The sequence below is a fragment of the Noviherbaspirillum aerium genome (assembly GCF_008929045.1).
Classification (GTDB): Bacteria; Pseudomonadota; Gammaproteobacteria; order Burkholderiales; family Burkholderiaceae_D; genus Noviherbaspirillum; species Noviherbaspirillum aerium.
Genome location: NZ_VFAH01000003.1, coordinates 284,625 through 309,001, shown reverse-complemented (window position 1 = coordinate 309,001; position 24,377 = coordinate 284,625). Strand labels below are relative to the sequence as shown.

The following is a 24,377-nucleotide window of genomic DNA, read 5'->3' as shown; positions in this document are numbered from 1 at the left end:
GACGTACCGGGCACAGGAAATTGAAGTCAGTGTGCTGTAATCAGCCTCCTTGTGTTGCTTTACAAGATGAACTCTACTAAGCAGAAGCCGTGCCATCCTGTATCGGAACTAAGGACAGGGACTTACCCTAGAAAAATTGGAAAAATTCAGCTGGAAAAATTAGCATTCTTTCAATAGGAAGGGGTCTAGTCCGCCATTACATGCCGATGTCGTGTAATTTTTACTGGTGCTGATGGATCGGGACTTGGAGTTTTCGATTGGCAAAGATGAACCTGGAAGCTGGTTCCATTTTCAATCTGTATGGAAATATCCGACATACGAATACCCTCTGAACTGCCATCCTTAGGCCAGAGGCCTGGTTAAGATAGATGGCAGCAAGTGGACGAAAGGATGAACATGAACGGATTTGATGAAAGGGCAATCCTCCGGTCGGCCAGCAGGAGTGCCGTCCTGCTTCTCATGGCCATCGGCAATCTTGCCATGGCTGCTCCGCCAATCCAGGCGTTTGAAAGCAATTCCTTGAAGCACATTGTCGAAAGCCAGCAAGGCAGGCCGTTTGTCGTGGTTGTGTGGTCGCTCGATTGCGTGTATTGCCAGACAAGCCTTAAGAACTTGAGCGAGGAAAACAGCAGGCGAAGAGGGCGGACCTTGAACGTCGTTACGATTTCCACCGATTCGAGCAGTGACCCCGATGCTGTGGCAATGATGAGGCAGCGCCTTGAATCTCTGGGATTGGCCGGTAATGCCTGGGCGTTCGGCAACGCGCCGGCCGAGCAGTTGCGCTATGCGCTGGACCCGAAATGGCATGGCGAGAAGCCCCGCAGTTATTGGTTCAACGCTGCTGGAGACAAAATTGCCTATTCCGGCGTAATCACATCAAGAACGATTGCCAGGTGGGGCGCAAAGTAAGCTCGTCGTTTCGCGCAGCAGATTGCTCGCGGAAGCGGGCAAGCAGCCGCGTATTTGCACGAAGCTTGAAATCCACATGCCATTTGAACAGCATGGGACAGCATGCCAATTGGACCGGCACGGCGTCCGATGATTTGCATTGAAACGAATTACATCGAACGGCTTGCCAAATCCCATGAATTGCTGCACCATTGCTTGAAACCAGCTCTAGAACAGCTACGAAACATGACATTCGCGCGCTTCCACTTTTATTTTTACTTTAGCTATTCCAGCCCAAAGGCGGTGGAGAAGCGGTAAGCGCACGATTAAAAGAGCCAAACCGAATCCTAGAAAAACCGCCAGAGATGGCGGTTTTTTCATTTGTACAGTCTTGAAAACTTTTACCTGGAGAATGAACATGCCGCGCACCGATGACCTTCGCATCCGAGAAATGAAAGAACTGATTCCTCCTTCACATCTCATTCGCGAATTCTCCTGCTCCGACAAGGTCGCCAATACCACGGCAGGGGCACGCACTGCGCTGCATCGCATTCTCCATGGTCAGGATGACCGCGTGATGGTCGTCATCGGACCATGCTCGATTCATGATCCCAAGGCAGCGATGGAATATGCGAACCGCCTGATCAGGGAACGCGAGCGTTTCGCGGGCGAACTTGAAATCATCATGCGCGTCTATTTCGAGAAGCCGCGTACGACGGTAGGCTGGAAGGGTCTGATCAATGACCCCTACATGGATAACAGCTTCCGCATCAACGACGGCTTGCGCATGGCGCGCGAACTGCTCATGAACATCAATGAGCTCGGTCTTCCCGCAGGTACGGAGTTCCTGGACGTGATCAGTCCGCAATATGTCGCCGACCTGATCAGCTGGGGCGCGATCGGTGCGCGCACGACGGAATCCCAGGTGCATCGCGAACTGGCTTCCGGCCTGTCATGTCCCGTAGGCTTCAAGAACGGCACCGATGGCAACATCAAGATCGCCGTCGATGCCATCAAGGCCGCGTCCCAGCCCCACCACTTCCTGTCCGTCACCAAGGGCGGCCACTCTGCCATTGTCTCGACCAGCGGCAACGAGGACTGCCATATCATTCTGCGCGGCGGCAAAGCGCCCAATTATGATGCCGTGAGCGTTGAAGCAGCCTCGAAGGAAATCGCGGCCAGCGGTCTGGCTTCGCGCCTGATGATCGATGCTTCGCATGCCAACAGTTCCAAGAAGCCGGAGAACCAGGTGCCGGTATGCGCCGACATCGCTCGCCAGATTGCCGAAGGCGACACGCGCATCGTCGGCGTCATGGTGGAGTCGCACCTTGTCGCCGGCCGCCAGGATCTCGTCCCCGGCAAGGAGCTGACCTACGGACAATCAGTGACTGACGGCTGCATCGACTGGGATGCCAGCGTGAAGGTGCTCGAAGGCCTGGCGGAAGCAGTGAAGCAGCGCCGCCTCAAGGAAGATCGCGAGTAATCTGGAAGACTTCGCTCGACCGGCGATGATGTTCGCCGGGGATTCGAACTTGGGAAAGTTGCCCGGCCTGCCTTCAAAAGCCGGGAGTCAGAAGCGCTTGGTCAGCACCATCTGCTGGCCATCGCGCCGCATCTCGGTACGGTTGAGAAAGGACATGCCGAGCAGGATGAGCGGCAACCCTTGTTCCTGCACAACCGCATCCACCTGGTTGAGTTCAATGTCGCCGACCTTCACGGTATTGAGCTTGACATGATATGCAGGCACCGTCCCGTTCGCGGTGCTCAGGTATCCGACCTGGCCCTTGCGGTAATCGATCCCGAGACGTACCGCTTCCGACGCCGGCAGCGCGATCAGGGTGGCTCCCGTATCGAGCAGCATGCGTACGCTGCCGCCATTGATCTGTCCCTGCACCATGTAATGTCCGCGGCTGTCCGCCTGCAAGGTGGTGCTGGACCGGCCGGCAGAGGCCGGTGTACGGCTGACATGGTCGCCAATGGCAATGGTCTGGCGCCTGCCGTTGCTTTCGATGGTCGCGCTGGAGTCGCTCGCGGCTATCAGCTTCATGCCGTCCACGATGGTGGCGCCGACCGCATAGGTCTTGGGGGAGCCGCCGTCAATCACCAGCACCGCTTTCCCGGGAAACAGTCCGACAACGCTGACATCCGCGGCCTGCGCCGAGATTACGCAGGAAAGCAGGCTTGCGGTGATGAGGAAGGCGCGCATGATGTCGGATATCGGAACTTGGCAGGGAAAATGGAATCGGCTTGGCCTGTCGCTGAATGCGGCTGCCCGAGGGCAGTCGCACGGTGATGGCGATCCGTGATCAGTCGCGGAAGTTGTTGAATTCCAGCGGCAGGTCCGTCACTTCCTTGCGCAGCATGGCGATGGCAGACTGCAGGTCATCGCGCTTGGCGCCGGTGATGCGCACCGCGTCACCCTGGATGCTGGCCTGGACCTTCATCTTGCTGTCCTTGACGATGCGGACGATCTTCTTGGCCATGTCGGACTCGATGCCGTTGCGGATCTTGATGACTTGCTTGACCTTGTCGCCGCCGATCTTTTCGATCTTGCCGAGGTCGAGGAAACGCACGTCGACATTGCGCTTGACCATCTTTCCGGTCAGGACGTCGCGCACCTGACCTAGCTGGAATTCGCTGTCGGCATAAGCGGTCAGTTCCCGTTCCTTCTGTTCGACACGGGCGTCGCTGCCCTTGAAGTCGAACCGGGTCGTGATTTCCTTGTTCGACTGGTCGACTGCATTTTTCACTTCAACAATATTGGCTTCGGATACGACGTCAAAAGATGGCATGGCAATTCTCTCTTGCGATATTGATTGGGGAAACATGCCTGAATATTCTTGTTCTTTTCAGGCTTGTCATGCTGAAAACACCGGGCCATTCTAGCCGACAAAAAATCGGGTGGCTAGATTATGCACCCTCTATAATGCCAGCCCTATGAATGCAGACACTTCAGACACTTCGATCCAGCGCAATTTTCCGCTTCGCGGTCTCAATACCTTCGGCATTGACGCCAGTGCAGCGGCGTATTTGAAACTCACTTCGGCATCGATGCTTGAGAAGATTTCGCGTGATGCCTCATTGGCAAACTTGCCGCGTCTCGTCCTTGGCGGTGGCAGCAACCTGCTGCTGACCGGCGATTTCCAGGGCCTGGTGTTGCACATGGCGACCAGCGGCATCGAACTCGTCGGCGAAGACGATGAGGTTTTTTACATCAGGGCGGCTGCAGGAGAGAACTGGCATCGTTTTGTCTTGTGGACGCTGGAACATGGTTTCCCCGGGCTTGAAAACCTGTCACTGATTCCGGGGAGCGTGGGCGCAGCGCCGATTCAGAATATCGGCGCCTACGGCGTTGAGCTCAAGGACCGTTTCTTTTCACTGACGGCCTACGACATGGTCGATCGCAAGACTTTCAGCCTCGACCGGAATGCCTGCCGATTCGGTTACCGCGACAGCATCTTCAAGCATGCGTTGCGGGATCGAGCCGTCATTCTCGATGTGACATTTGCATTGCCCAGGCATTGGCAGGCGAATATGAAATATGCCGACGTCACGCAGGAACTGGCTGCCGCCGGCATTGATTCTCCTTCCGCGCGGCAGATCAGCGACGCCATCATTGCCATCCGCACGCGCAAGCTGCCGGATCCTGCGGTGATCGGCAACGCCGGCAGCTTCTTCAAGAATCCCGTCGTGTCGCAAGCGGCACGCGATGTGCTGCTGGCACGTTGTCCTGACCTGGTCAGCTATGCGCAGGCGGACGGCAGCTACAAGCTTGCGGCCGGCTGGCTCATCGACCGGGCCGGTTGGAAGGGCAGGAACCTTGGTGCAGCCGGCGTCTATGAGAAACAGGCGCTGGTGCTGGTCAACCGGGGCGGCGCCAAAGGCAGTGACATCGCGGCGCTGGCGGCGGCGATACAAGCCGACGTGCAGGAGAAATTCGGCGTGGCGCTCGAACCTGAACCGGTTTTCGTGTAGCACTTCCGGGAGAACACAGGCAACAAAAAAGGCGATCAATCGATCGCCTTTTTACTTTTCTACTTCAAGGTGCTCAATTCAGGCTGCGACGAAGTGGCAGACGTAGTCGAGTGTTTCCAGGGTCTCGATGTCGAAGCTGGAGTTGCCGGGCACGTTGAAGCTCTGGCCGCCTTCATAGGTGTTCCATGCTTCTTCTCCCTTCAGCCGGATGCGGCACTTGCCGGCATTCAGTTCCATGATTTCGGGGGCGCCGGTGTTGAAGGTCAGCGACGAGGGAAAGATCACGCCGATGGTTTTCCGGGTGCCGTCCGCGAACAGCACGGTATGGGAAACGCATTTGCCGTCGAAATAGAGATTGGCTTTCTTGACGACGGAGACGTTGTCGAATTGTGTGGTCATGGTGGTATCTGTAAGGATGATCGTTATTCGCCGCTGTCCTTGCCGAGGCGCGGCAGGCCGACGGAAGAGTTCGAGCCCAGCAGGCCGGCATTGCTGTAGATGCCCAGCTTGTCGCGCGTATCGGTGATGTCGAGGTTGCGCATGGTCAGCTGGCCGATACGGTCCTGCGGCGTGAAGGCGCCTTCGCCTTTTTCCATCGTCAGGCGCTCCGGCTTGTAGGTCAGGTTGGCCGACTCCGTGTTGAGGATCGAGTAGTCGTTGCCGCGGCGCAGTTCCAGCGTGACTTCGCCGGTAATCGCACGTGCTACCCAGCGCTGCGAGGCTTCGCGCAGCATGATTGCCTGGGGATCGAACCAGCGGCCCTGATACAGCAGGCGGCCGAGCTTGCGGCCGTTGTCGCGGTATTGCTCAATCGTGTCTTCGTTGTGGATGCCGGTCACGAGGCGCTCGTAGGCAATGAACAGAAGTGCCAGGCCGGGAGCTTCATAGATGCCGCGGCTCTTGGCTTCGATGATGCGGTTCTCGATCTGGTCGCTCATGCCCAGGCCGTGGCGGCCGCCGATGCGGTTCGCTTCCATCATCAGGTCGACCGGGTTCGAGAAGGTGATGCCGTTCAGGGCAACCGGGCGTCCTTCCTCGAAGCGGACGCTGACTTCCTCGCGCTTGACTTCGACGTCGTCGCGCCAAAAGGCGACGCCCATGATCGGCTCGACGATTTTCATGCCGCTGTTGAGGTGTTCCAGGTCCTTCGCCTCGTGTGTCGCGCCCAGCATGTTGGAGTCGGTCGAATAAGCCTTTTCCACCGACATCTTGTAGTCGAAGCCGGACTTGATCAGGAATTCCGACATTTCCTTGCGGCCGCCGAGCTCCTGGATGAAGCGGTCATCGAGCCAGGGCTTGTAGATGCGCAATGCCGGATTGACCAGCAGGCCGTAGCGATAGAAGCGCTCGATGTCATTGCCCTTGAAGGTGCTGCCGTCGCCCCAGATGTCGACCTGGTCTTCCTGCATCGCCGCGACCAGCATGGTGCCGGTCACCGCGCGGCCGAGCGGTGTCGTATTGAAGTAGGTGATGCCTGCGGTCGAAATATGGAAGGCGCCGCTTTGCAGCGCGGCGATGCCTTCGGCCACCAGCTGTTCGCGGCAATCGATCAGGCGTGCCTGCTCGGCGCCGTACAGCTTTGCCTTTTTCGGAATGGCGTCATAGTCAGGCTCGTCCGGCTGGCCCAGGTTGGCGGTGTAGGCGTAGGGAATCGCGCCTTTCTGGCGCATCCAGTGCAAGGCTGCGCTGGTATCGAGGCCGCCGGAAAAGGCGATGCCCACTTTCTGATTGGCGGGTACGGACTGAAGTATGGTCGACATGATTTCTGCTTCGCTAGATGAAACTGGGATGATGGATAAGATAATGGAACACTGGGCTGTCCGGGACGACAATCAGGCGAGCCTGCCCACGACCAGATATTCGAGCAATGCCTTCTGCACATGCAGGCGGTTCTCGGCTTCGTCCCACACGACTGACTGCGGGCCGTCGATCACTTCGGCGGCGACTTCCTCGCCCCGGTGCGCCGGCAGGCAATGCATGAAGAGGGCGTCGGCGTTGGCGCGCTTCATTTTCTCGCCGTCGACGATCCAGCCGTCAAAGGCCTTCAGCCGTGCCGCGTTCTCTTCTTCGTAGCCCATGCTGGTCCACACGTCGGTCGTGACGAGATCCGCGCCGCCGCAGGCATCGGAAGGATCGGCGAAGACGGTGTAGTTGCCGTTGCCGGGCGCAACCAGGTCCGGGTTGATTTCATAGCCCTTGGGCGTGGATACGCTCACGTGGAAGCCAAATACCTGGGCCGCCTGCAGCCAGGAGTAAAGCATGTTGTTGGCGTCGCCGATCCAGGCCACGGTCTTGCCCTTGATGGAGCCGCGATGCTCGATGTAGGTGAAGACGTCGGCCAGTACCTGGCAGGGATGGTGTTCATTGGTCAGCCCGTTGATGACAGGCACGCGCGAATGGCTGGCAAAGCGCTCGATGATGTCCTGGCCGAAAGTGCGGACCATGATGATGTCGCACATGCGGGACATGACCTGCGCCGCATCTTCCACCGGTTCGCCGCGACCGAGCTGGCTGTCGCGCGTGTTCAGGTAGATCGCCGCGCCGCCGAGCTGGTGCATGCCGGCCTCGAAGGAGAGGCGGGTGCGCGTCGAGTTCTTTTCGAACACCATGACCAGCGTGCGATCGACCAGCGGATGGTACGGCTCATAGTTCTTGAACTTCTGCTTGATGATGCGCGCACGTTCGATCACATACTCGAATTCATCAAGCGTAAAGTCAGAAAACTGCAGGAAGTGTTTGATGGACATAAATGAAAACGGCGGCAAGTGCTGGGTTGGCTCTTGCCGCCGGATTGTTGTAACCCGTTCAATTATAAGAGATTTTGTATCGAAAAGATAACCGCTTGCAGGCCCTAGTAGAGCTTTTGCGAGGATTCATGCACCAGTTGCTGGTAGAGCGCATGCCGGATCGGTGCGATCTCGCCGGCCTCGACCGCGCCGAGCACGGCGCAGCCCGGCTCCGTCAGATGATGGCAGTTGTAGAACTTGCAATTTCCCAGGTGCGGACCGAATTCCCGGAAGGCACGTTCCAGCATGCCTTCGGTAAGGTGATAGAGGCCGAACTCCTGGAAACCCGGCGAATCGATGATGGCCGTATCCTGCCCGGTCAGGAACAGGCGGGTGAAGGTGGTCGTGTGCTTGCCGGAATCGAGGGCCGCCGAGATTTCGCGGGTGGCCAGTTCGGCGTCCGGCACCAGCAGATTGATCAGCGACGACTTGCCCATGCCCGACTGTCCGATCAGGATGCTCGACTGGCCCTGCATCAGCGGCTGCAGCAGCGCCTTGGTCTGTTCCGGCATGCTCTTGGCGGAGACTTCATGGATCGGATAGCCGAGCCCGCGGTAAAGAGCGAGCCGCTCCCGCGTCGACGGCAGCAGTTCTTCGATATCCACCTTGTTGAGAATGATATGGGCGGCGATTCCTCCGGCTTCGGCCGCGACCAGGGAGCGTGAAACCAGGTCGTCGGAGAATCCGGGCTGTGTTGCCACCACGATGAACAGCTGGGTGACGTTGGCGGCAAGCAGCTTCGATTTGTACTGGTCCGAGCGATAGAGCAGGGTCTTGCGTTCGGCGATCGATTCAATGACGCCCTGATCGGGCGAAGTCCGCTTCCAGTGGACAATGTCGCCGGTCGCGACATCGCTTTTCTTGCCGCGAGTGACGCATTGCAATTTCTCTTCGCCGGCCTGCACCAGGTAATGCCTGCCGTGCGCCGCGATGACGGTTCCTTGCTGTCCTGTCATGTCTGTCGCTCTACCGGCTGCCGAGAAGATGGTGAATCCGGATGCTGGCAGGCGGATGCGAATCGTAGAAGGCGGAATGCAGGGGGTCGGGCGTCAGGGTCGAGGCATTGTCTTCATACAGCTTGACCAGCGCCGAAACCAGGTCCTGCGCATTGGTATGTTTCGCGGCGAAGGCGTCGGCTTCGAATTCATGCTTGCGGGAGGTGATCGAGGTCAGCGGCGACAGCAGGAAGGTGAAGACCGGCAATGCCAGCATGAACAGGACCAGCGCCATGGCGTCGTTGCTGGTCAGCAGCATCGGATCGACTCCCAGGCCGGTGTAGAACCAGGCCTGGGTTTTCAGGTAACCCAGCAGCGCCAGCAGGCCGAGCGATACGCCGAACATCACGGCGATGCGCTTGATGATGTGCTTGAGCTTGAAATGGCCGAGTTCATGCGCGAGCACGGCTTCGATTTCCTGCGGTCCCAGGCGCGCCAGCAGCGTGTCGAAGAAGACGATCCGCTTGGCGGCGCCGAAACCGGAGAAATAGGCATTGCCATGCGCGCTGCGCTTGGAGCCGTCCATCACGAACAGACCCTTGGAGGCGAAGCCGACGCGCTGCATGAGGTTCTCGATGCGGGAGCGCAGGCTTTCGTCCTGCAGCGGGGTGAACTTGTTGAACAGCGGCGCAATGACGGTCGGATACAAGACCAGCATCAGCAATTGGAAACCGCTCCACACCAGCCATGCATAGAACCACCACAGGCTGCCCGCCTTGTCCATCAGGCTCAGGATCACCCAGATCAGCGGCAGTCCGACGATGATGCCGACCAGCGTGTTCTTGACCATGTCGGAAATGAACAGGCCGAGCGTCATTTTGTTGAAACCGAACCTGGCTTCCAGCACGAACTGCCGGTAGTAGTCGAACGGCAAGTCCACCAAGCCTGAAATGGCGGCAAATGCAGCCAGCAGGGCAAGCTGATGCAGCATGCCGGGGCCGGTGAGGTTGAACAGCGCCACCGACAGCCATTGCAGGCCGCCGAGCAGGGTGAAGCCTACCAGGACGGCAGCATTCACCAGCAGCGTGACAAGACTCAGCTTGGTCCGTGCCACGGTATAGTCCGCGGCTTTCTGGTGTGCATACAATGGAATTTTCTCGGCGAATTCCGCCGGCACGGCGCCGCGATGGGCAAGCACATGGCGAATATGACGGGAACCGAGCCAGAAGCGGACGATCAGCGTCACAACCAGAAAGCCGACGAACAATACCGAAAACACGAGTGAAGACATGCTGTGCCTGTGAGAAAATGGCGAATTACTGAGGATTTAGATTATGTCACAAGCTATTGAAACAAATGCCGCGCCGGCGCCCGTCCGTCCCAATGAGTTCAATCTGGTCTGGGTCGATATGGAAATGACCGGGCTGGACCCGGACAGCGACCGCATCATCGAAGTGGCCTGCGTGGTAACCGATGCGCAGCTGAATGTTCTTGCCGAGGGGCCGGTGTTTGCAATTCATCAACCCGATGAGGTACTCGACAAGATGGATGCCTGGAACAAGGGCACCCATGGACGTTCCGGCCTGATCGACCGCGTCAAGGCTTCGACGGTGAGCGAAGCGGAGGCGGAAACGGCGCTGATCGATTTCCTCAAGAAATATGTTCCGGCAGGAAAATCGCCGATGTGCGGCAATTCCATCTGCCAGGATCGCCGTTTCATGGTGCGCGGCATGCCCAAGCTGGAAGCTTTCTTCCATTACCGCAATCTGGACGTGTCGACACTGAAGGAACTCTGCCGCCGCTGGAAACCGGAGATTTCCTCCGGATTCAAGAAACACCAGAAGCATACCGCGCTGGCCGATATCATCGAATCGATCGAGGAACTGCGTTATTACCGCGAGCATTTCATCAAGGCCTGACGAGCCGTCGGCCCGCCAGACCAAGTATCCGCAAACCTGCTGCCACCGTGGCAGGCAAGCTTCAAAACCCGTTTTTTAAAAGCCGAAACATGGCCTCAGTACCAGAGATTCCCTCGACCGATGCGGTCGACAGCACTGCCGACACCAGGAAGGTTCCCACCGAGCTGATCGCGCGCGAAGTCGCGCGCCGGCGCACCTTCGGCATTATTTCCCACCCGGATGCGGGCAAGACCACACTGACCGAAAAACTGCTGCTGTTTTCCGGCGCGATTCAGCTTGCCGGCACGGTCAAGGCGCGCAAGAGCGGTCGGCATGCGACCTCCGACTGGATGGAGATCGAGAAGCAGCGCGGCATTTCGGTAGCCAGCTCGGTGATGCAGTTCGAATATCGCGACCATGTGGTCAACCTGCTCGACACTCCCGGCCACCAGGACTTTTCCGAAGATACCTATCGCGTGCTCACGGCGGTAGACTCGGCATTGATGGTGATCGACGCGGCAAAGGGCGTGGAGGAGCAGACCATCAAGCTGCTCAACGTCTGCCGCATGCGCGCCACGCCGATCCTGACCTTCATGAACAAGATGGACCGCGAGACGCGCGACCCGCTGGAACTGCTGGACGAAGTCGAATCGGTATTGAAGATCCAATGCGCGCCGGTTACCTGGCCGATCGGCATGGGCAAGAATTTCCGCGGCGTCTATCATCTTCTGCGCGACGAAATTCTGCTGTTCAAGGCCGGCGAGGAACGCGCCGACCAGGAATTCGAAGTGATCAAGGGCATCGACAATCCGCGCCTGTCGGAGATGTTCCCGCTTGAAATCGAGCAGCTGAAAATGGAAGTCGAGCTGGTGCATGGGGCCTCCCATCCGTTCGACCTGGAAGCCTTCCTGGCCGGTACGCAGACGCCGGTGTTCTTCGGTTCGGCGATCAACAATTTCGGCGTGCGGGAAATCCTCAATGCATTGCTCGACTGGGCGCCGGCGCCTCGCGAACGCGATGCCTCGGTGCGCTCCGTCAAGCCGGTGGAAGCGCCGTTCTCGGGCTTCGTGTTCAAGATCCAGGCCAACATGGATCCGGCGCACCGCGACCGCATCGCCTTCCTGCGAGTGTGTTCGGGGCGTTTCGAGCGCGGCATGAAGGTAAAACATCTGCGCCTGAACCGCGAGATCAAGGTATCCAGCGTGGTGACTTTCATGGCGTCGAGCCGGGAGCAGGTGGAAGAAGCCTATGCCGGCGACATTATCGGCTTGCCCAACCACGGGAACATGCAGATCGGCGACAGCTTTTCCGAAGGCGAACTGCTGCAATTCACCGGCATTCCGTATTTCGCGCCGGATTTCTTCCGCATGGTGCGCATCCGCAATCCGCTCAAGATCAAGCAGCTGCACAAAGGCTTGCAGCAACTGGGCGAGGAAGGTGCGGTGCAGGTGTTCAAGCCGGTGCATGGCGGCGACCTGATTCTGGGAGCGGTCGGCGTGCTGCAGTTCGAAGTCGTTGCCAGCCGCCTGCTGAACGAATACGGCGTCGATGCGGTATTTGAAGGTACCAGCATCAGCAGCGCGCGCTGGATCTCGAGCGATGACAAGAAGGCCCTTGCCGATTTCGAGAAATCTTCGGCGGGCGCCAATATCGCCTACGATGCCGCCAACAATATGGCCTATCTTGCGACATCAGGCGTCAACCTCAAGCTGACGCAGGAGCGCTGGCCGCAACTGACTTTTCATGCAACCCGCGAGCATGCGGTGAAAGTGGGCTGATCCTGCCCGGAACCGGTTCGCGAGATCAGGGCCGGCGATACCAGGCGTATCGCCGGCTTTTTCATTTTTGAGAACCGCAAAGCGGAAAACCATTCTGAATCTGCAGGCACAACTGCTCCTGCGTCGCCGTTGAATACTTTCACTTCAGATAGCAGTTGATGAATGGAATATGCTGATAGATCGCCTCAACTTGCCGCACAATTTGTCCCATATCAAACAAGGGCAAGAGTAGGCCCCTATACTCACCGCACGCTTTCCAAGGCGACTTCGCTGTGTCTTGTTTTCGTGAAAACTTCCTGCATTTATCCGGTGGAACATCGTCAGTGCATCAGTTAGCCACATGCTTGCGGCGCGGCTGCGTGACCCGCGCGCGGAACGAAAACCATTGTGCACCGCCAGTCGTCGCCCGTAATTTTACTGCCGCATCCAATGAGCCTGATGTTTGATGGCGCGCTCTTTATATCAAGTTTCTTGAATCGAGAATCCAGTCGGCACTCTTATTGCTAGAAGTGCAGATCTTTTCCGCTTGACCTTATAGAGGTGCTCATGCTGACCGCAACCTATTCCATCATCGCTATCGCTGCCGAACAGGACAAAGCACGCCATATGCTTGGACGGATGCAGCAGCAGATGGAATCAGCCTGGAAGGGATTGCAGCGGCTTGACTTTGCCATTCTTGATGCTGCCTTCAACAGGCTGATGCATTTTGACCAATTCTGCCGTAGCCGCAAGATCGAGCGTTATCTGATGCCGACCTTGCGCCGCTTCGGCCGCGAGGCTGAATTGCTGGTCGTCGAACTCGAAATGCTGGGCGCAAAAGCCTCAGGCATCCTGCGAGCGGCAGGCGAACACCTGTCCACTTCCTTCGACCACGGAATGGCGAGGGCAGGCGAGGTTTGCAACTCGCTGGAGTTGTACTGCCGGCATGCCTTCCTTCGCCTTGACCGTGAAGAACGCGAACTGCTGCCGATGGCACGCCGCATGCTCACCGTGGAGGACTGGTTTTCCATCGCGGCACAATGCCTGTCCGAGACGTCCGGCGCGGCGAAGGGGCGACAGGGGCGAAGCAGCCCGCACTCGTCGCATGGCAATCGCTCATCCGCGAACTATCACTAATCTTCGCCCGGCGTTCGGACAATGCCGGTCTCGCAACAGCGAAAGGGAAAGGGTGCCTGAGAGGTAACTGCACGTTCCGGTGCTTGCGCCGGAAGGGGTTTCTTGGCATGGTGTCGCTCCATGAAATCCTTCCGATCACGCATGCCCAAGATGCTCAAGTTCACGCGTTTCTCATTGCGCGATTTTCTGATTGCAGCCGGCCCTGCGGCAATTGCCGTCCTCGCAACCTGCCTGCTTGCCTACTGGCTGGTTGATCCGTCACCGCCGACCATGGTTACCTTGTCGACGGGACAGGACAATAGCGCTTATGAAACCCTGGGGAAGAAGTACGCGGGCGCGCTCGCGCGATATGACATTCGCGTTGTGCAGAAGTCCTCGCTCGGATCGCTGGAAAATCTGCAGCGGCTGAATGATCCCTCATCGGATGTGGACATTGCTTTCGTTCAGAGCGGATCCACGGAGCATGAGGCCGCCGAACGCAGCGGTCTGGTTTCACTCGGCAGCCTGTTCACCGAGCCGGTATGGCTGTTCATCCGCAGTGCCAAGAATGTTCATCAGCTCACCCAGCTAAAGGGCCTGAAAATCAATGTCGGTCCGGAGGGCACCGGCGTACCCGATCTCTTCAGGAAGATCCTGTCGGTGAACGGCATGGAGGCCGGCGACGTTCGTCTGGGCATGCTCGAGAACACTCCGGCCACCGTGGAGCTGCTGGCCGGCCGCATCGATGGCCTGGTATTCAGCTCGGCCCCGGATGCTCCGCTCATCCAGATGCTGTTGCAGACGCCCGGCATCAAACTGTTCGATTTCTCGCAGGCGGAGGCTTACACGCGCCGCTTCCCGTTTCTCTCGCATGTCGTTCTGCCAAGAGGCATCGTGGACCTCGGGCGCGACCTCCCGCCCAAGGACTATCACCTGATTGCTCCGACGGCAACCCTGGTTGCGCGTGAAGACCTGCATCCCGCCCTGGTCAATCTGTTCGTGCAGGCGGCGACGAGCATTCACGGCAATGCCGGCTGGTTCAACCGGAAAGGAGAATTTCCCACAGCTAGTTATACGGAGATTCCGGTATCCCCGGCGGCCGAGAAATACTATAAGACCGGCTCGCCGCTGCTGCAGCGCTATCTTCCATTCTGGCTGGCGAACTTCCTGGAGCGGATGTGGGTGGTGGTGGTGGCCCTGGGAGCGCTGATTCTTCCGCTGTCTCGCATCATCCCGCCCCTGTATGTGTGGAAAGTGCGGTCGCGCGTCTATCGCTGGTACGGACAGTTGCGCGCGGTGGAACAGGAAATCGAGGACGTGCCGCGGGAAAAGCATGCACAGGTCTATCCGGCGCAACTGCAGCGCCTCAACGACATCGAGGAGCGCGTCAACCGGATTTCAATTCCGCTGTCCTTTGCCGACGAACTCTATGGCCTGCGCAGCCATATCAACTTTGTCCGGCGGCGCATTGTCGCCCTGATGGAAAAGGCGGCCGTTTCCTGAGCGCCGTCCAATCGGCACGCGGGCCGGGCCGGCGCTACTCAGGCGCCCGTCCAGGGCAGGCCCGCCTTGCACCAGCCGCCGACGGTCTTGCGGTGTCCATCCGCATCCTTGTCGCCTTCGAATCCTTCAAGAATGTCGAAGCAGTGGGCATAGCCGTTTTCAGTGGCCAGCTTCGCGGCATGGCGCGAACGCACTCCCGAGCGGCATAGAAAGAGCAGTACTTCCTCCTTGTCGGCGACCCGGGACAGCTCTTCCAGAAACGCGGGGTTCTGCACACTGCCGGGATAGGTATTCCATTGGACGGCCGCATGCTGGGTTTCCGGAATCGCTACCCGTCCCACCCAGTCGCGTTCCGCATTCGTGCGTACGTCAATGAGCTTCACTGTTGGATCGGAGCGCAGCAGCTCGTATGCTTCCGCCGGCGTGACCGCACCGGCATATGGCAAAGTATTTTCCTGCCCGCGTTCGCGGGCTTGCGTGAGGATATCCATGATGTTCGGCCTAAATAGTAGAAAGGAATGTTTGCTATTTTAGCCAATCAAGCCGCCGTCGGACCGATCAAACGACGCACCAATAATGTGCAAAAAATCGAGCGTGAAAATCGTAGATCACCAATGTGGTGCGATAACCTTGAGCTGCACTTTTTTGGTGAGTTGCGTTGCTGCGTTTTTGTTGGGAAAAAGCTTACAAATGCGCACTATTTTCGCTATTTAGCCTGCTTCATGCGGGTGCGGCGGGTTTGTGATTTCTCAAGTTGATGGCATGGAATCTGCTATCATTGCGGGCTGAGTTCTGGTCCCACTTCGATGTGTGCCGCGGCCTTCGCGTTACGGTGAACACAGTCGGCTCAATCGGCTCAACCCAATTGCATAACCACCGCATCAATTAGCTCATTTTAGGAGATTCGCATGGCACGTACGGCCGCAGAGGTCTTGAAGATGGCGAAAGACAACGAAGTCAAGTTCGTTGATTTTCGTTTTGCAGACACCCGAGGCAAGGAGCAGCACGTTACTGTTCCCGTTTCCCAGTTCGGTATGGACAAATTCGAAGCAGGCCATGCATTCGACGGTTCCTCCATCGCCGGCTGGAAGGGTATCGAAGCTTCTGACATGCTGCTGATTCCCGATCCGAACACAGCCAACATCGATCCCTTCATGGAAGAGACCACGCTGTTCATGCAGTGTGACGTCATCGAACCCGCAGACGGCAAGGGCTATGACCGCGATCCGCGCTCCATCGCCAAGCGCGCTGAGGCCTATCTGAAGTCTTCCGGCCTCGGCGACACCGCCTACTTCGGCCCGGAACCCGAGTTCTTCATCTTCGACAGCGTCCGCTGGAAAGTTGACATGTCCGGCTGCTTCGTCAAGATCAATTCCGAAGAAGCGTCATGGAGCACAGGCAAGGATCTCGAAGGCGGCAATACCGGCCATCGCCCGACCGTCAAGGGCGGCTACTTCCCGGTTCCCCCGGTCGACAGCTTCCAGGACATGCGCTCGGAAATGTCCCTGATTCTCGAAGCCATGGGCATCCCGGTCGAAGTTCACCATCACGAAGTCGCAGGCGCAGGCCAGAATGAACTGGGTACGAAGTTCTCGACGCTGGTCGAGCGTGCCGACTGGACGCAGAACATGAAGTACGTGATCTGGAATGTCGCCCACACCTACGGCAAGACCGCAACCTTCATGCCGAAGCCGCTGGTTGGCGACAACGGTTCGGGCATGCACGTTCACCAGTCGATCTGGAAAGACGGCCAGAACCTGTTCGCAGGCGACGGCTATGCCGGCCTGTCCGATTTCGCGCTGTACTACATCGGCGGCATCATCAAGCATGCACGTGCGCTGAACGCGATCACCAACCCGGGCACCAACTCCTACAAGCGTCTGGTTCCTGGTTTTGAAGCACCGGTCAAGCTGGCTTACTCGGCCAAGAACCGCTCCGCTTCCATCCGTATTCCGCACGTCGCAAATCCGAAGGGCCGCCGCGTGGAAGCGCGCTTCCCGGATCCGCTGTCGAACCCGTACCTCTGCTTCTCCGCACTGATGATGGCCGGTCTGGACGGCGTTCAGAACAAGATTCATCCGGGCGAGGCAGCATCGAAGGATCTGTACCATCTGCCGCCGGAAGAAGACAAGCTGATCCCGACCGTCTGCTCGTCGCTCGAACAGGCGCTCGAGTATCTCGACAAGGACCGCGAGTTCCTGACACGCGGCGGCGTATTCAGCGACACCATGATCGACGCTTACATGGAGCTGAAGATGCAGGAAGTCCAGCGCTTCCGCATGACGACTCATCCGATCGAGTTCGACATGTACTACTCGCTGTAATCAGCCACGCTGATTGCAACGCCGTGAGTTCGGCGGGCGCTGCAAATGTCAGCGGTAAGTGTTGTATGAAAGGGAAGGCTTAGGCCTTCCCTTTTTTGTTTCCAGGAACTGTTGTGCTATAAGAGGTTCTGAATCGAACGTTTGTAAAGGCGTGTTTCTCATACTAAACTTACTCCTGCCTTTACTGTTCTTATACAGAAAGATTATGAAACAACAATTTTTAGGCCTGCTGCTGTTTGCAGGCATTTCCGGACATACGGCGGCACAAAGCGAAGTCTTTCTCTGCGTTGATGAAACCGGCAAGAAGGAATACAAGAACACCGGCCTGACCAAGGGCTGCAAGAAAATCGATCTGCCAGGGATTACGATGATTCCTGCACCGCCCTCGGCGGCGCGCAAGCCTGTGGTGCAGACGACGGCAGCAGCCAAGCCGTCCAACTCGCCGTCCGACTTTCCGCGCGTCGACAGCGATACCCAGAAAACCCGGGATAATGACCGCCGCCAGATCCTGCTCGACGAAATGCGCAGCGAAGAACAGAAGCTTGCCAGTCTGAAGAAGGACTTCAACAATGGCGAGCCGGAGCGCCGCGGCGACGAGCGCAACTTCGCCAGGTATCAGGAGCGGGTTGCGGCGATGAAGGAAGATATCGGCCGCACGGAAAAGAATATCGAAGCGCTTCGGCGTGAGATTGGCAACCTGAAATAGCGATCGCCGCTGCTTCACCGCAGCAAAGGGTTCTTCAGGTATGGTGTTTGCATGACAAGGGCTGCTGATGCAGCCCTTAATTTTTAAATGACTCCCAAATCCACTCCCCGCAATTCACTCGAAGGACTTGAACTGCTGTCGTCGGCAGTCATCATCCTCGATCCCGGTAGCCGTATTGTCTATGCCAATGCCGCTGCCGAAAATCTGTTTGAAAGTTCGGTCAAGGCGCTGATGTCGCAACGGCTTGGCGATCTTTTTCTGAACGGCGATCATCTCGCCGAGGTTTTCGAAGAAGCTGTCCAGCATCGTTTCGCCGACAAGCGTCTGGATCTGACCCTGGAGCGTGCGGGGCGCGAAGCCCTGCAGGTGCATGTGATTGTCACCGCTGTCGACAATCCCGAGATGCCGGTGCTCATCGAGCTGCGGGAAAACGTTCAGCAGCTCAAGCTCGACCGCGAAGAGCGGCTGCTCGACCAGAGCCAGGCGAACAAGGAGCTCATCCGCAATCTGGCGCATGAAATCAAGAACCCGCTCGGCGGCATCCGGGGCGCGGCCCAGTTGCTGGAATTCGAGCTGCCGGAGCGGCAGTTGAAGGAGCTGCGCGAATACACGCAGGTGATCATCAAGGAAGCCGATCGACTGCAGACACTGGTCGATCGCCTGCTGGCGCCGCACAGGCGGCCGCATATCGTCGGCGATGTGAACATCCATGAAGTCTGCGAGCGGGTGCGCAGCCTGATCGTGGCCGAATTCCCGCAGGGCCTGACCATCAAGCGCGATTACGATCTGTCGGTGCCGGAATTCCGCGGTGACAAGGAGCAGCTGATCCAGGCCGTGCTGAACATCACGCACAATGCGGCGCAGGCCCTGTCGCAGCAGATCAGGGACGGCGGTGCGCAGATCACATTGCAGACCCGGGTGGCGCGGCAGGTGACGCTCGCGAAGATTCGTTACAGGCTGGCATTAGACTTGCATATTATCGACAATGGACCGGGCATCCCGCCGGATATCCAGGACCGCATCTTTTATCCGCTGGTATCGGGACGAGAGGGCGGAAGCGGATTGGGTCTGACGCTTGCGCAGACATTCGTTCAGCAGCACATGGGAGTGATCGAATGCACAAGCAAACCGGGATGCACCGACTTCAGGATTTTGATACCGTTGCCTTGAGTCCGAATGATCGGGGCCGGCTTTGATTAATGCCTTGCCATGCGAAACGCATAAGACTATATGAAGCCAATCTGGATTGTCGACGACGATGAATCAATTCGCTGGGTGCTGGAGAAGGCCCTCGCCCGCGAAAATCTCGCTACCAAAAGTTTTCCCAATGCGCGGGAGGCGCTCGACGCCCTGCAGACCAGCGTGCCGCAGGTCCTGGTTTCCGATATCCGCATGCCGGGGGAATCGGGCCTTGAACTGCTCCAGGCAGTCAAGGCCAAGTATCCGGGGCTGCCTGTCATCGTCATCACCGCGTTCTCCGATCTGGACTCCGCCGTCGCCGCCTTTCAGGGCGGTGCTTTCGAGTATCTCGCCAAGCCTTTCGACATCGACAAGGCAGTCGAGCTGATTCGCCGCGCACTTGAAGAAAGCCTGCGCGAATCCGGCGTCGAACAGGTGTCGGCCGAAACGCCCGAGATTCTCGGGCAGGCTCCCGCGATGCAGGATGTGTTCCGCGCCATCGGCCGTCTTTCGCAATCGAATGTGACGGTGCTGATCACCGGTGAATCGGGATCGGGCAAGGAACTGGTGGCACGCGCGCTGCACAAGCACAGTCCGCGCGCGGCGCAGCCCTATATCGCCCTCAACACCGCCGCCATTCCGAAAGACCTGCTCGAATCCGAACTGTTCGGGCATGAGCGGGGCGCATTCACCGGCGCGCAGGCAACGCGGCGGGGGCGCTTCGAGCAGGCGGAAAACGGCACGCTGTTCCTCGATGAAATCGGCGACATGCCTTTCGACCTGCAGACACGCCTGCTGCGTGTGCTCTCGGATGGGCATTTCTATCGCGTCGGCGGGCATCAGCCGCTGAAAGCGAATGTGCGCGTCATCGCTGCCACGCACCAGAATCTGGAGCAGCGCGTCAAGGAAGGGCTGTTCCGGGAAGACTTGTATCACCGCCTCAATGTGATCCGGCTGCGCCTGCCCAGCTTGAGGGAGAGGCGCGAGGATATCCCCCTTTTGACGCGCCACTTCCTGGCGCAAAGCGCCAAGCAGTTGGGCGTCGAAGCCAAGCGCATGTCGGAGAGCGCGATGCAATTCCTCTCCAGCCTGGAACTGCCTGGCAACGTGCGTCAGCTGGAAAACCTGTGCAACTGGATCACGGTGATGGCGCCGGGGCAGACGGTGGAAATCAAGGATCTGCCGCATGACCTTACCCATGGACAGGAATATGTCCCGCCACCGCTGACGGCAGGCATCGCCTCGGTGCCCTCAACGCCTTCGATGCCCCCCACGCCTATGCCTGCGCAGCCCCAGCTGCCCGCAGCGGCGCTCCCGGATTCCGCATCGACCGGTCCGCAATTCAGTGCGGGCGCCTATGTTCCTGCCGCGCCGATGCACCATCCGCTCAATAGCCATGCACCCGGTGTTGCCGGCAACGGCGCGGACAAGGCCGGCTGGATTGCCCTGCTCGAATCGGAAGCCGCCAGCATGCTGGCGGCGGGCCAGCCGGAAGTCATGGATGCTCTCGGCCGCCAGTTTGAATCCGCGCTGATCAAGACGGCGCTGAAGCATACGCATGGCCGCAAGAACGATGCCGCGATCCGCCTTGGCATCGGGCGCAATACCATCACCAGGAAGATTCACGAACTGGGCATTGACGGCGCAAAGGACGAGTAACGAAGTCCCCGTCGGCCGTCGGCATCCGGATCAATTCAGACCTGCCGGGCGGGGCGCATCTCACTGCCGCCCCGTCTTCCCATCCCGCTTTGCTTTCCCTTGCCTTTTGCGCTTTTGCGGTGCGCTGCTCCTTATTGGACCGGTGCACGCACCAGCATGAAGCTTTATCCAGCGCAAGACCGCGCATTGACGCAAGGAATAACATAGCCGAACAGCTTTTTGCTGTATTGGAACAATAGCGGATGCCGTGCTGCGCAATGTGTCAGGCAGCACGGGGTCAAGCGCTGCCGGCGGCAATTCCTGCGCGCCATCAGGGGGCGGACAGGTGAAAAAGCATTTCAGCATAATCCACATCATCATTGCGATCGCGCTCACAGCCATCGTCACCATCCTCATTGCCAATCTCAACGAGGGTGAGAAGAAGATCGAGACACAGATCGAAAGCCTGTACGCGGTTACGGATCCGCAGTTTCTGCGCTCGATGGGCGTGCTGCTTGGCCCGACCATCATGGAAGGCAACCGGGTTGAACATCTGGAGAACGGCCGCGAGATCTTTCCTTCGATGCTGGCGGCGATCCGTTCCGCGAAGAAAACCATCACCTTCGAAACCTACATCTACTGGTCCGGCCATATCGGCAAGGCTTTCGTCGAAGCCTTGAGCGAACGCGCGCGTTCGGGAGTGAAAGTGCATGTGCTGCTTGACTGGATCGGAAGCGCCAAGATGGATGAAGACATGCTTGCCCTGCTGCGCGATAGCGGCGTAGAAGTCGAACGCTATCATCAGCCGCACTGGGCGAACCTTACGCGCATGAACAACCGCACGCATCGCAAGCTGCTGATCGTCGATGGACAGGTTGCCTTCACCGGCGGCGTCGGCATCGCCGATCATTGGGACGGCAACGCGGAGGACAAGGACCACTGGCGCGACTCGCATTTCCGCGTCGAAGGGCCTGCCGTGTCGGAATTTCAGGCGGTGTTTCTCGATAACTGGATCAAGGCCAACGGCCGCGTCCTGCATGCATCGGAATACTTTCCGCATATCGAGCCTACAGGGACGATCCCGGCCCAGATGTTCAGCAGTTCACCAACCGGCGGCAGCGAAAGCATGCACCTGATGTACCTGCTCTCGATCGCATCGTCCCGCGAAACCATCCTGCTGGCGAATTCCTATTTCGTGCCTGATGAACTGGCTATCCAGGCTCTCGTCGCGGCCGCCAGGCGCGGCGTGAAGATACGCATCATCACGCCGGGAGAACACATCGATACCGAAGTGGTGCGCCGGGCGTCGCGGGCACGCTGGGGAGAACTGCTGGAAGCGGGGATCGAGATCTATGAATACCAGCCGACGATGTTTCACTGCAAGATCATGATCGTCGACGGTTACCTCGTCTCCACCGGCTCGACCAATTTCGACAACCGTTCTTTCAGGCTCAATGACGAGGCCAATCTCAACATCTACGACAAGAAGTTTGCGGAAGAGATGAGCAGGGAGTTCGAGCAGGATCTGGCCCGTTCCCGCCGCGTCACGCTGGAAGAATGGAAATCACGGCCGCTGCAGGAAAAGCTGTTCGAACATGCGATGTCGCTGCTGGGGAAGCAGCTATAGGTGGCAATTATCGATCAAGCCGTTGATGCATCACGAATTCACGACTGGCGGCGCGGATAGCCCTCCGCGGTGATGCGCATCCAGACCTTTTCCTTTTCCTCTTCCGTCATGAACACCCAGTTGGCGACCTCCGCCACAGTGCGGCCGCAGCCGCGGCAGACATCATCGAAGGTGGTTGAACAAACGGCAACACAAGGGGTGTCGGGGCGGGACTTGTTTTGCATGAAAGAAAGGGCGGAAGACATTCAGCGGCAATGATATCCCGGAGCGGGTATTTCCGCCCGTTCAACGTGCCGTTATCCGTGTTGCACGATTGCACGGTTGCACGGTTGCACTTCGCCGACGACTTATTCGCCGCGGTTGAGCTTTCGCCACAAGGTCGTGCGGCTGATGCCCAGATGCCGTGCCGCCGCTTCGCGATTGCCGTTGAAGCGCGCCAGCACCTGCGCCAGGGAGTCCGTCGGCTCCTTTTGCTCCTTCGGCTCCTTCGACGTTTCCAGGCTCGCCCGGCCGGGCACGGCCGCCATACCGAGTTCGGGAGCCGTGGCGGCGACGAACCCCGGCGACAGCGCCTGCAATGGCTCGGCGGCAAGGAACAGCGCCAGCCGCTCCATCAGGTTTCGCAGTTCCCGCACGTTCCCCGGCCATGCATAGCCTTCCAGCAGCGGAGCGCAGGCCAGCAGTTCCGCATGCAGGTTCGCATGCGGGCGCGTTCCGAGGGCGGCCAGCGCGTTCTTCAAGCCCCATTCCGCCAGCGCCACAAGGTCTTCCTTGCGCTCGCGCAGCGGCGGCAGGGTCAGGCGCAGCACCGCGAGCCGGTAGAAGAGGTCGGCCCGGAAGCGGCCATCCCGTACCCGCTGGTCAAGATCGCAATGCGTGGCGCTGATGATGCGCACATTCACCGGAATCGGCCGGGTGCCGCCGACGCGCACCACCTCGCGTTCCTCGAGCACCCGCAGCAGGCGCGTCTGCAATGGCAGCGGCATCTCGCCGATCTCGTCGAGGAACAGCGTGCCGCGATTGGCTGCCTCGAACAGGCCGGCATGCCCGCCGCGGCGCGAACCCGTGAATGCGCCTTCCTCATAGCCGAACAGCTCCGACTCCAGCAGCGATTCCGCCACCGCGCCGCAATTGATGGCGACGAAAGGCTGCCGTGCCCGCTGGCTCTCGCGGTGGATCGCCTGGGCGACCAGTTCCTTTCCGGTGCCAGTCTCGCCCTGGATCAGCACGGTGGCCGGCGACTTGGCGAACAGCACGATCGACTGCCGCACCCGCTGCATGGCGGCGGATTCGCCGCGAAGATCGTTCAGGCCATGCTTGGCGCGCAGGGCATCGGCCAGCGGGTTGGTGCGGGAGCGCCCGCTTTCCAGGTGGGTGAAGCGCGCAATTTCCAGCGCATCCTCGAATGCCTGCCGTATTGATGCCGCGGAATAAACGAACACGCCGGCCAGGCCAGCCTCCTCGGCCAGGTCGGTGATGAGTCCGGCACCGACGATGGCCTTGATGCCGGCGGCTTTCATTTCATTGATCTGCGCCCGCGCATCTTCCTCGGTGGCATAGGTGCGCTGCATGATCTTCAGGCCGAAGGTTTCCTGGAACTCGCTCAGCTCCGGCATGGTTTCCTGGTAGCTGATCATGCCGATATCGGCCGTGATCTTGCGGGCGCGCGCCAGCGCCTGCATCACGTCAAAGCCGCTGGCCTTGGCAATCACCACAGGCAGCGACAGCCGGCTCTTCAGGTAGGCGGCGTTCGAGCCCGCGGCGATGACGGCGTCGCAGCGCTCGTTTTCCATGCGCTCGCGGATATGGCGCACGGCTTCCTCGAAGCCGAACTGGATAGGTTCGATGCTGGCCCGGTCATCGAATTCCAGCGTGATGTCGCGGAACAAGTCCGACAGGCGGGAGATCGCGACGGTCCAGATGACCGGTTTCTCGGAGGAGTCCGACAGGGAATGGCTGCGTGGACGCATGTTTCTCGTTTCATGGGAACGTTTCAAGTGTAACGCAGAATGAAACGTTTCAGTGCGCCGGGATGCGTGCAAATC

Annotated in this window: 24 protein-coding genes; 13 read left to right on the top strand and 11 right to left on the bottom strand. The window is 58.9% G+C overall.

Annotated elements, in window-relative coordinates:
* The first annotated feature begins 396 nt into the window (after nucleotides 1-396).
* Nucleotides 397-909: a redoxin domain-containing protein gene (locus FH061_RS07235; RefSeq protein ID WP_192804950.1), complete on the top strand. Its 513-nt coding sequence runs from the start codon at nucleotides 397-399 to the stop codon at nucleotides 907-909.
* A 216-nt stretch (nucleotides 910-1,125) separates the two neighbouring features.
* On the opposite strand, the gene FH061_RS07230 is transcribed toward FH061_RS07235, so the two are convergent.
* Nucleotides 1,126-1,308, bottom strand: a complete 183-nt coding sequence (locus FH061_RS07230) for a hypothetical protein (protein WP_151634460.1) — start codon at nucleotides 1,306-1,308, stop codon at nucleotides 1,126-1,128.
* Here FH061_RS07230 and aroG point away from each other — a divergent pair.
* A complete protein-coding gene (gene aroG / locus FH061_RS07225; protein WP_151634458.1) occupies nucleotides 1,307-2,371 on the top strand; it encodes a 3-deoxy-7-phosphoheptulonate synthase AroG in 1,065 nt (354 codons plus the stop codon). The genes FH061_RS07230 and aroG overlap by 2 nt on opposite strands.
* An 87-nt stretch (nucleotides 2,372-2,458) precedes the next feature.
* Here the strand turns inward: aroG and FH061_RS07220 are convergent, their stop codons facing one another.
* Both FH061_RS07220 and FH061_RS07215 read right to left on the bottom strand, forming a co-directional pair.
* Nucleotides 2,459-3,094: a retropepsin-like aspartic protease family protein gene (locus FH061_RS07220; protein WP_151634456.1), complete on the bottom strand. Its 636-nt coding sequence runs from the start codon at nucleotides 3,092-3,094 to the stop codon at nucleotides 2,459-2,461.
* A 100-nt stretch (nucleotides 3,095-3,194) separates the two neighbouring features.
* Nucleotides 3,195-3,680, bottom strand: coding sequence for a YajQ family cyclic di-GMP-binding protein (locus FH061_RS07215; RefSeq protein ID WP_151634454.1), 486 nt, complete (start codon nucleotides 3,678-3,680; stop codon nucleotides 3,195-3,197).
* Nucleotides 3,681-3,825: 145 nt separating this feature from the next.
* On the opposite strand from FH061_RS07215, the gene murB reads away from it, so the two are divergent.
* Entirely contained in the window at nucleotides 3,826-4,863 is a 1,038-nt protein-coding gene (gene murB / locus FH061_RS07210; RefSeq protein WP_151634452.1) for a UDP-N-acetylmuramate dehydrogenase, read from the top strand.
* Between the two features lie 78 nt (nucleotides 4,864-4,941).
* Here murB and ppnP read toward each other — a convergent pair whose 3' ends face one another.
* From ppnP to FH061_RS07185, 5 genes are all read right to left on the bottom strand, one after another.
* Complete coding sequence (ppnP, locus tag FH061_RS07205) at nucleotides 4,942-5,262, bottom strand: pyrimidine/purine nucleoside phosphorylase (protein ID WP_151634450.1); 321 nt, start codon at nucleotides 5,260-5,262, stop codon at nucleotides 4,942-4,944.
* Nucleotides 5,263-5,285: 23 nt separating this feature from the next.
* Entirely contained in the window at nucleotides 5,286-6,623 is a 1,338-nt protein-coding gene (gene argG, locus FH061_RS07200) for an argininosuccinate synthase (RefSeq protein WP_151634448.1), read from the bottom strand.
* A 72-nt stretch (nucleotides 6,624-6,695) separates the two neighbouring features.
* Nucleotides 6,696-7,610 carry an ornithine carbamoyltransferase gene (gene argF, locus FH061_RS07195; protein ID WP_151634446.1) on the bottom strand — a complete coding sequence of 305 codons (915 nt, stop codon included), beginning with the start codon at nucleotides 7,608-7,610 and terminating at the stop codon, nucleotides 6,696-6,698.
* 104 nt (nucleotides 7,611-7,714) lie between these two features.
* Nucleotides 7,715-8,605: a ribosome small subunit-dependent GTPase A gene (gene rsgA, locus FH061_RS07190; RefSeq protein ID WP_151634444.1), complete on the bottom strand. Its 891-nt coding sequence runs from the start codon at nucleotides 8,603-8,605 to the stop codon at nucleotides 7,715-7,717.
* A 10-nt stretch (nucleotides 8,606-8,615) separates the two neighbouring features.
* Nucleotides 8,616-9,875 (bottom strand): M48 family metallopeptidase, encoded by a 1,260-nt coding sequence (locus tag FH061_RS07185; RefSeq protein WP_151634442.1) that lies wholly within the window; start codon nucleotides 9,873-9,875, stop codon nucleotides 8,616-8,618.
* Between the two features lie 43 nt (nucleotides 9,876-9,918).
* On the opposite strand from FH061_RS07185, the gene orn reads away from it, so the two are divergent.
* From orn to FH061_RS07165, 4 genes are all read left to right on the top strand, one after another.
* A complete protein-coding gene (gene orn, locus FH061_RS07180; protein ID WP_151634440.1) occupies nucleotides 9,919-10,503 on the top strand; it encodes an oligoribonuclease in 585 nt (194 codons plus the stop codon).
* Nucleotides 10,504-10,592: 89 nt separating this feature from the next.
* Entirely contained in the window at nucleotides 10,593-12,260 is a 1,668-nt protein-coding gene (locus tag FH061_RS07175) for a peptide chain release factor 3 (protein WP_151634438.1), read from the top strand.
* Nucleotides 12,261-12,806: 546 nt separating this feature from the next.
* Nucleotides 12,807-13,376: a hypothetical protein gene (locus FH061_RS07170; protein ID WP_151634436.1), complete on the top strand. Its 570-nt coding sequence runs from the start codon at nucleotides 12,807-12,809 to the stop codon at nucleotides 13,374-13,376.
* A 141-nt stretch (nucleotides 13,377-13,517) separates the two neighbouring features.
* Nucleotides 13,518-14,858, top strand: coding sequence for a TAXI family TRAP transporter solute-binding subunit (locus FH061_RS07165; RefSeq protein WP_151634647.1), 1,341 nt, complete (start codon nucleotides 13,518-13,520; stop codon nucleotides 14,856-14,858).
* Between the two features lie 38 nt (nucleotides 14,859-14,896).
* Here FH061_RS07165 and FH061_RS07160 read toward each other — a convergent pair whose 3' ends face one another.
* Nucleotides 14,897-15,349 carry a rhodanese-like domain-containing protein gene (locus tag FH061_RS07160; RefSeq protein ID WP_151634434.1) on the bottom strand — a complete coding sequence of 151 codons (453 nt, stop codon included), beginning with the start codon at nucleotides 15,347-15,349 and terminating at the stop codon, nucleotides 14,897-14,899.
* A 27-nt stretch (nucleotides 15,350-15,376) separates the two neighbouring features.
* Between FH061_RS07160 and FH061_RS07155 the strand changes: the two genes are divergently transcribed.
* The 6 genes from FH061_RS07155 to cls all read left to right on the top strand — a co-directional run bounded on the left by FH061_RS07155 (nucleotide 15,377) and on the right by cls (nucleotide 22,332).
* Nucleotides 15,377-15,616, top strand: coding sequence for a hypothetical protein (locus FH061_RS07155; protein WP_151634432.1), 240 nt, complete (start codon nucleotides 15,377-15,379; stop codon nucleotides 15,614-15,616).
* A 150-nt stretch (nucleotides 15,617-15,766) separates the two neighbouring features.
* The gene (gene glnA, locus FH061_RS07150) at nucleotides 15,767-17,182 is read left to right on the top strand and encodes a type I glutamate--ammonia ligase (RefSeq protein ID WP_151634430.1); all 1,416 of its coding nucleotides are present in this window, start codon (nucleotides 15,767-15,769) and stop codon (nucleotides 17,180-17,182) included.
* A 205-nt stretch (nucleotides 17,183-17,387) separates the two neighbouring features.
* The gene (locus tag FH061_RS07145) at nucleotides 17,388-17,888 is read left to right on the top strand and encodes a DUF4124 domain-containing protein (RefSeq protein ID WP_151634428.1); all 501 of its coding nucleotides are present in this window, start codon (nucleotides 17,388-17,390) and stop codon (nucleotides 17,886-17,888) included.
* Nucleotides 17,889-17,975: 87 nt separating this feature from the next.
* The gene (glnL, locus tag FH061_RS07140; RefSeq protein WP_151634426.1) at nucleotides 17,976-19,058 is read left to right on the top strand and encodes a nitrogen regulation protein NR(II); all 1,083 of its coding nucleotides are present in this window, start codon (nucleotides 17,976-17,978) and stop codon (nucleotides 19,056-19,058) included.
* A gap of 60 nt (nucleotides 19,059-19,118) precedes the next feature.
* Nucleotides 19,119-20,726, top strand: coding sequence for a nitrogen regulation protein NR(I) (gene ntrC / locus FH061_RS07135; RefSeq protein ID WP_151634424.1), 1,608 nt, complete (start codon nucleotides 19,119-19,121; stop codon nucleotides 20,724-20,726).
* A 343-nt stretch (nucleotides 20,727-21,069) separates the two neighbouring features.
* Nucleotides 21,070-22,332, top strand: a complete 1,263-nt coding sequence (gene cls, locus FH061_RS07130; protein ID WP_151634645.1) for a cardiolipin synthase — start codon at nucleotides 21,070-21,072, stop codon at nucleotides 22,330-22,332.
* A 38-nt stretch (nucleotides 22,333-22,370) separates the two neighbouring features.
* Here cls and FH061_RS07125 read toward each other — a convergent pair whose 3' ends face one another.
* Nucleotides 22,371-22,556: a DUF1289 domain-containing protein gene (locus FH061_RS07125; RefSeq protein WP_225984517.1), complete on the bottom strand. Its 186-nt coding sequence runs from the start codon at nucleotides 22,554-22,556 to the stop codon at nucleotides 22,371-22,373.
* Nucleotides 22,557-22,679: 123 nt separating this feature from the next.
* Complete coding sequence (gene prpR / locus FH061_RS07120; RefSeq protein ID WP_151634420.1) at nucleotides 22,680-24,302, bottom strand: propionate catabolism operon regulatory protein PrpR; 1,623 nt, start codon at nucleotides 24,300-24,302, stop codon at nucleotides 22,680-22,682.
* Nucleotides 24,303-24,377: the final 75 nt, after the last annotated feature.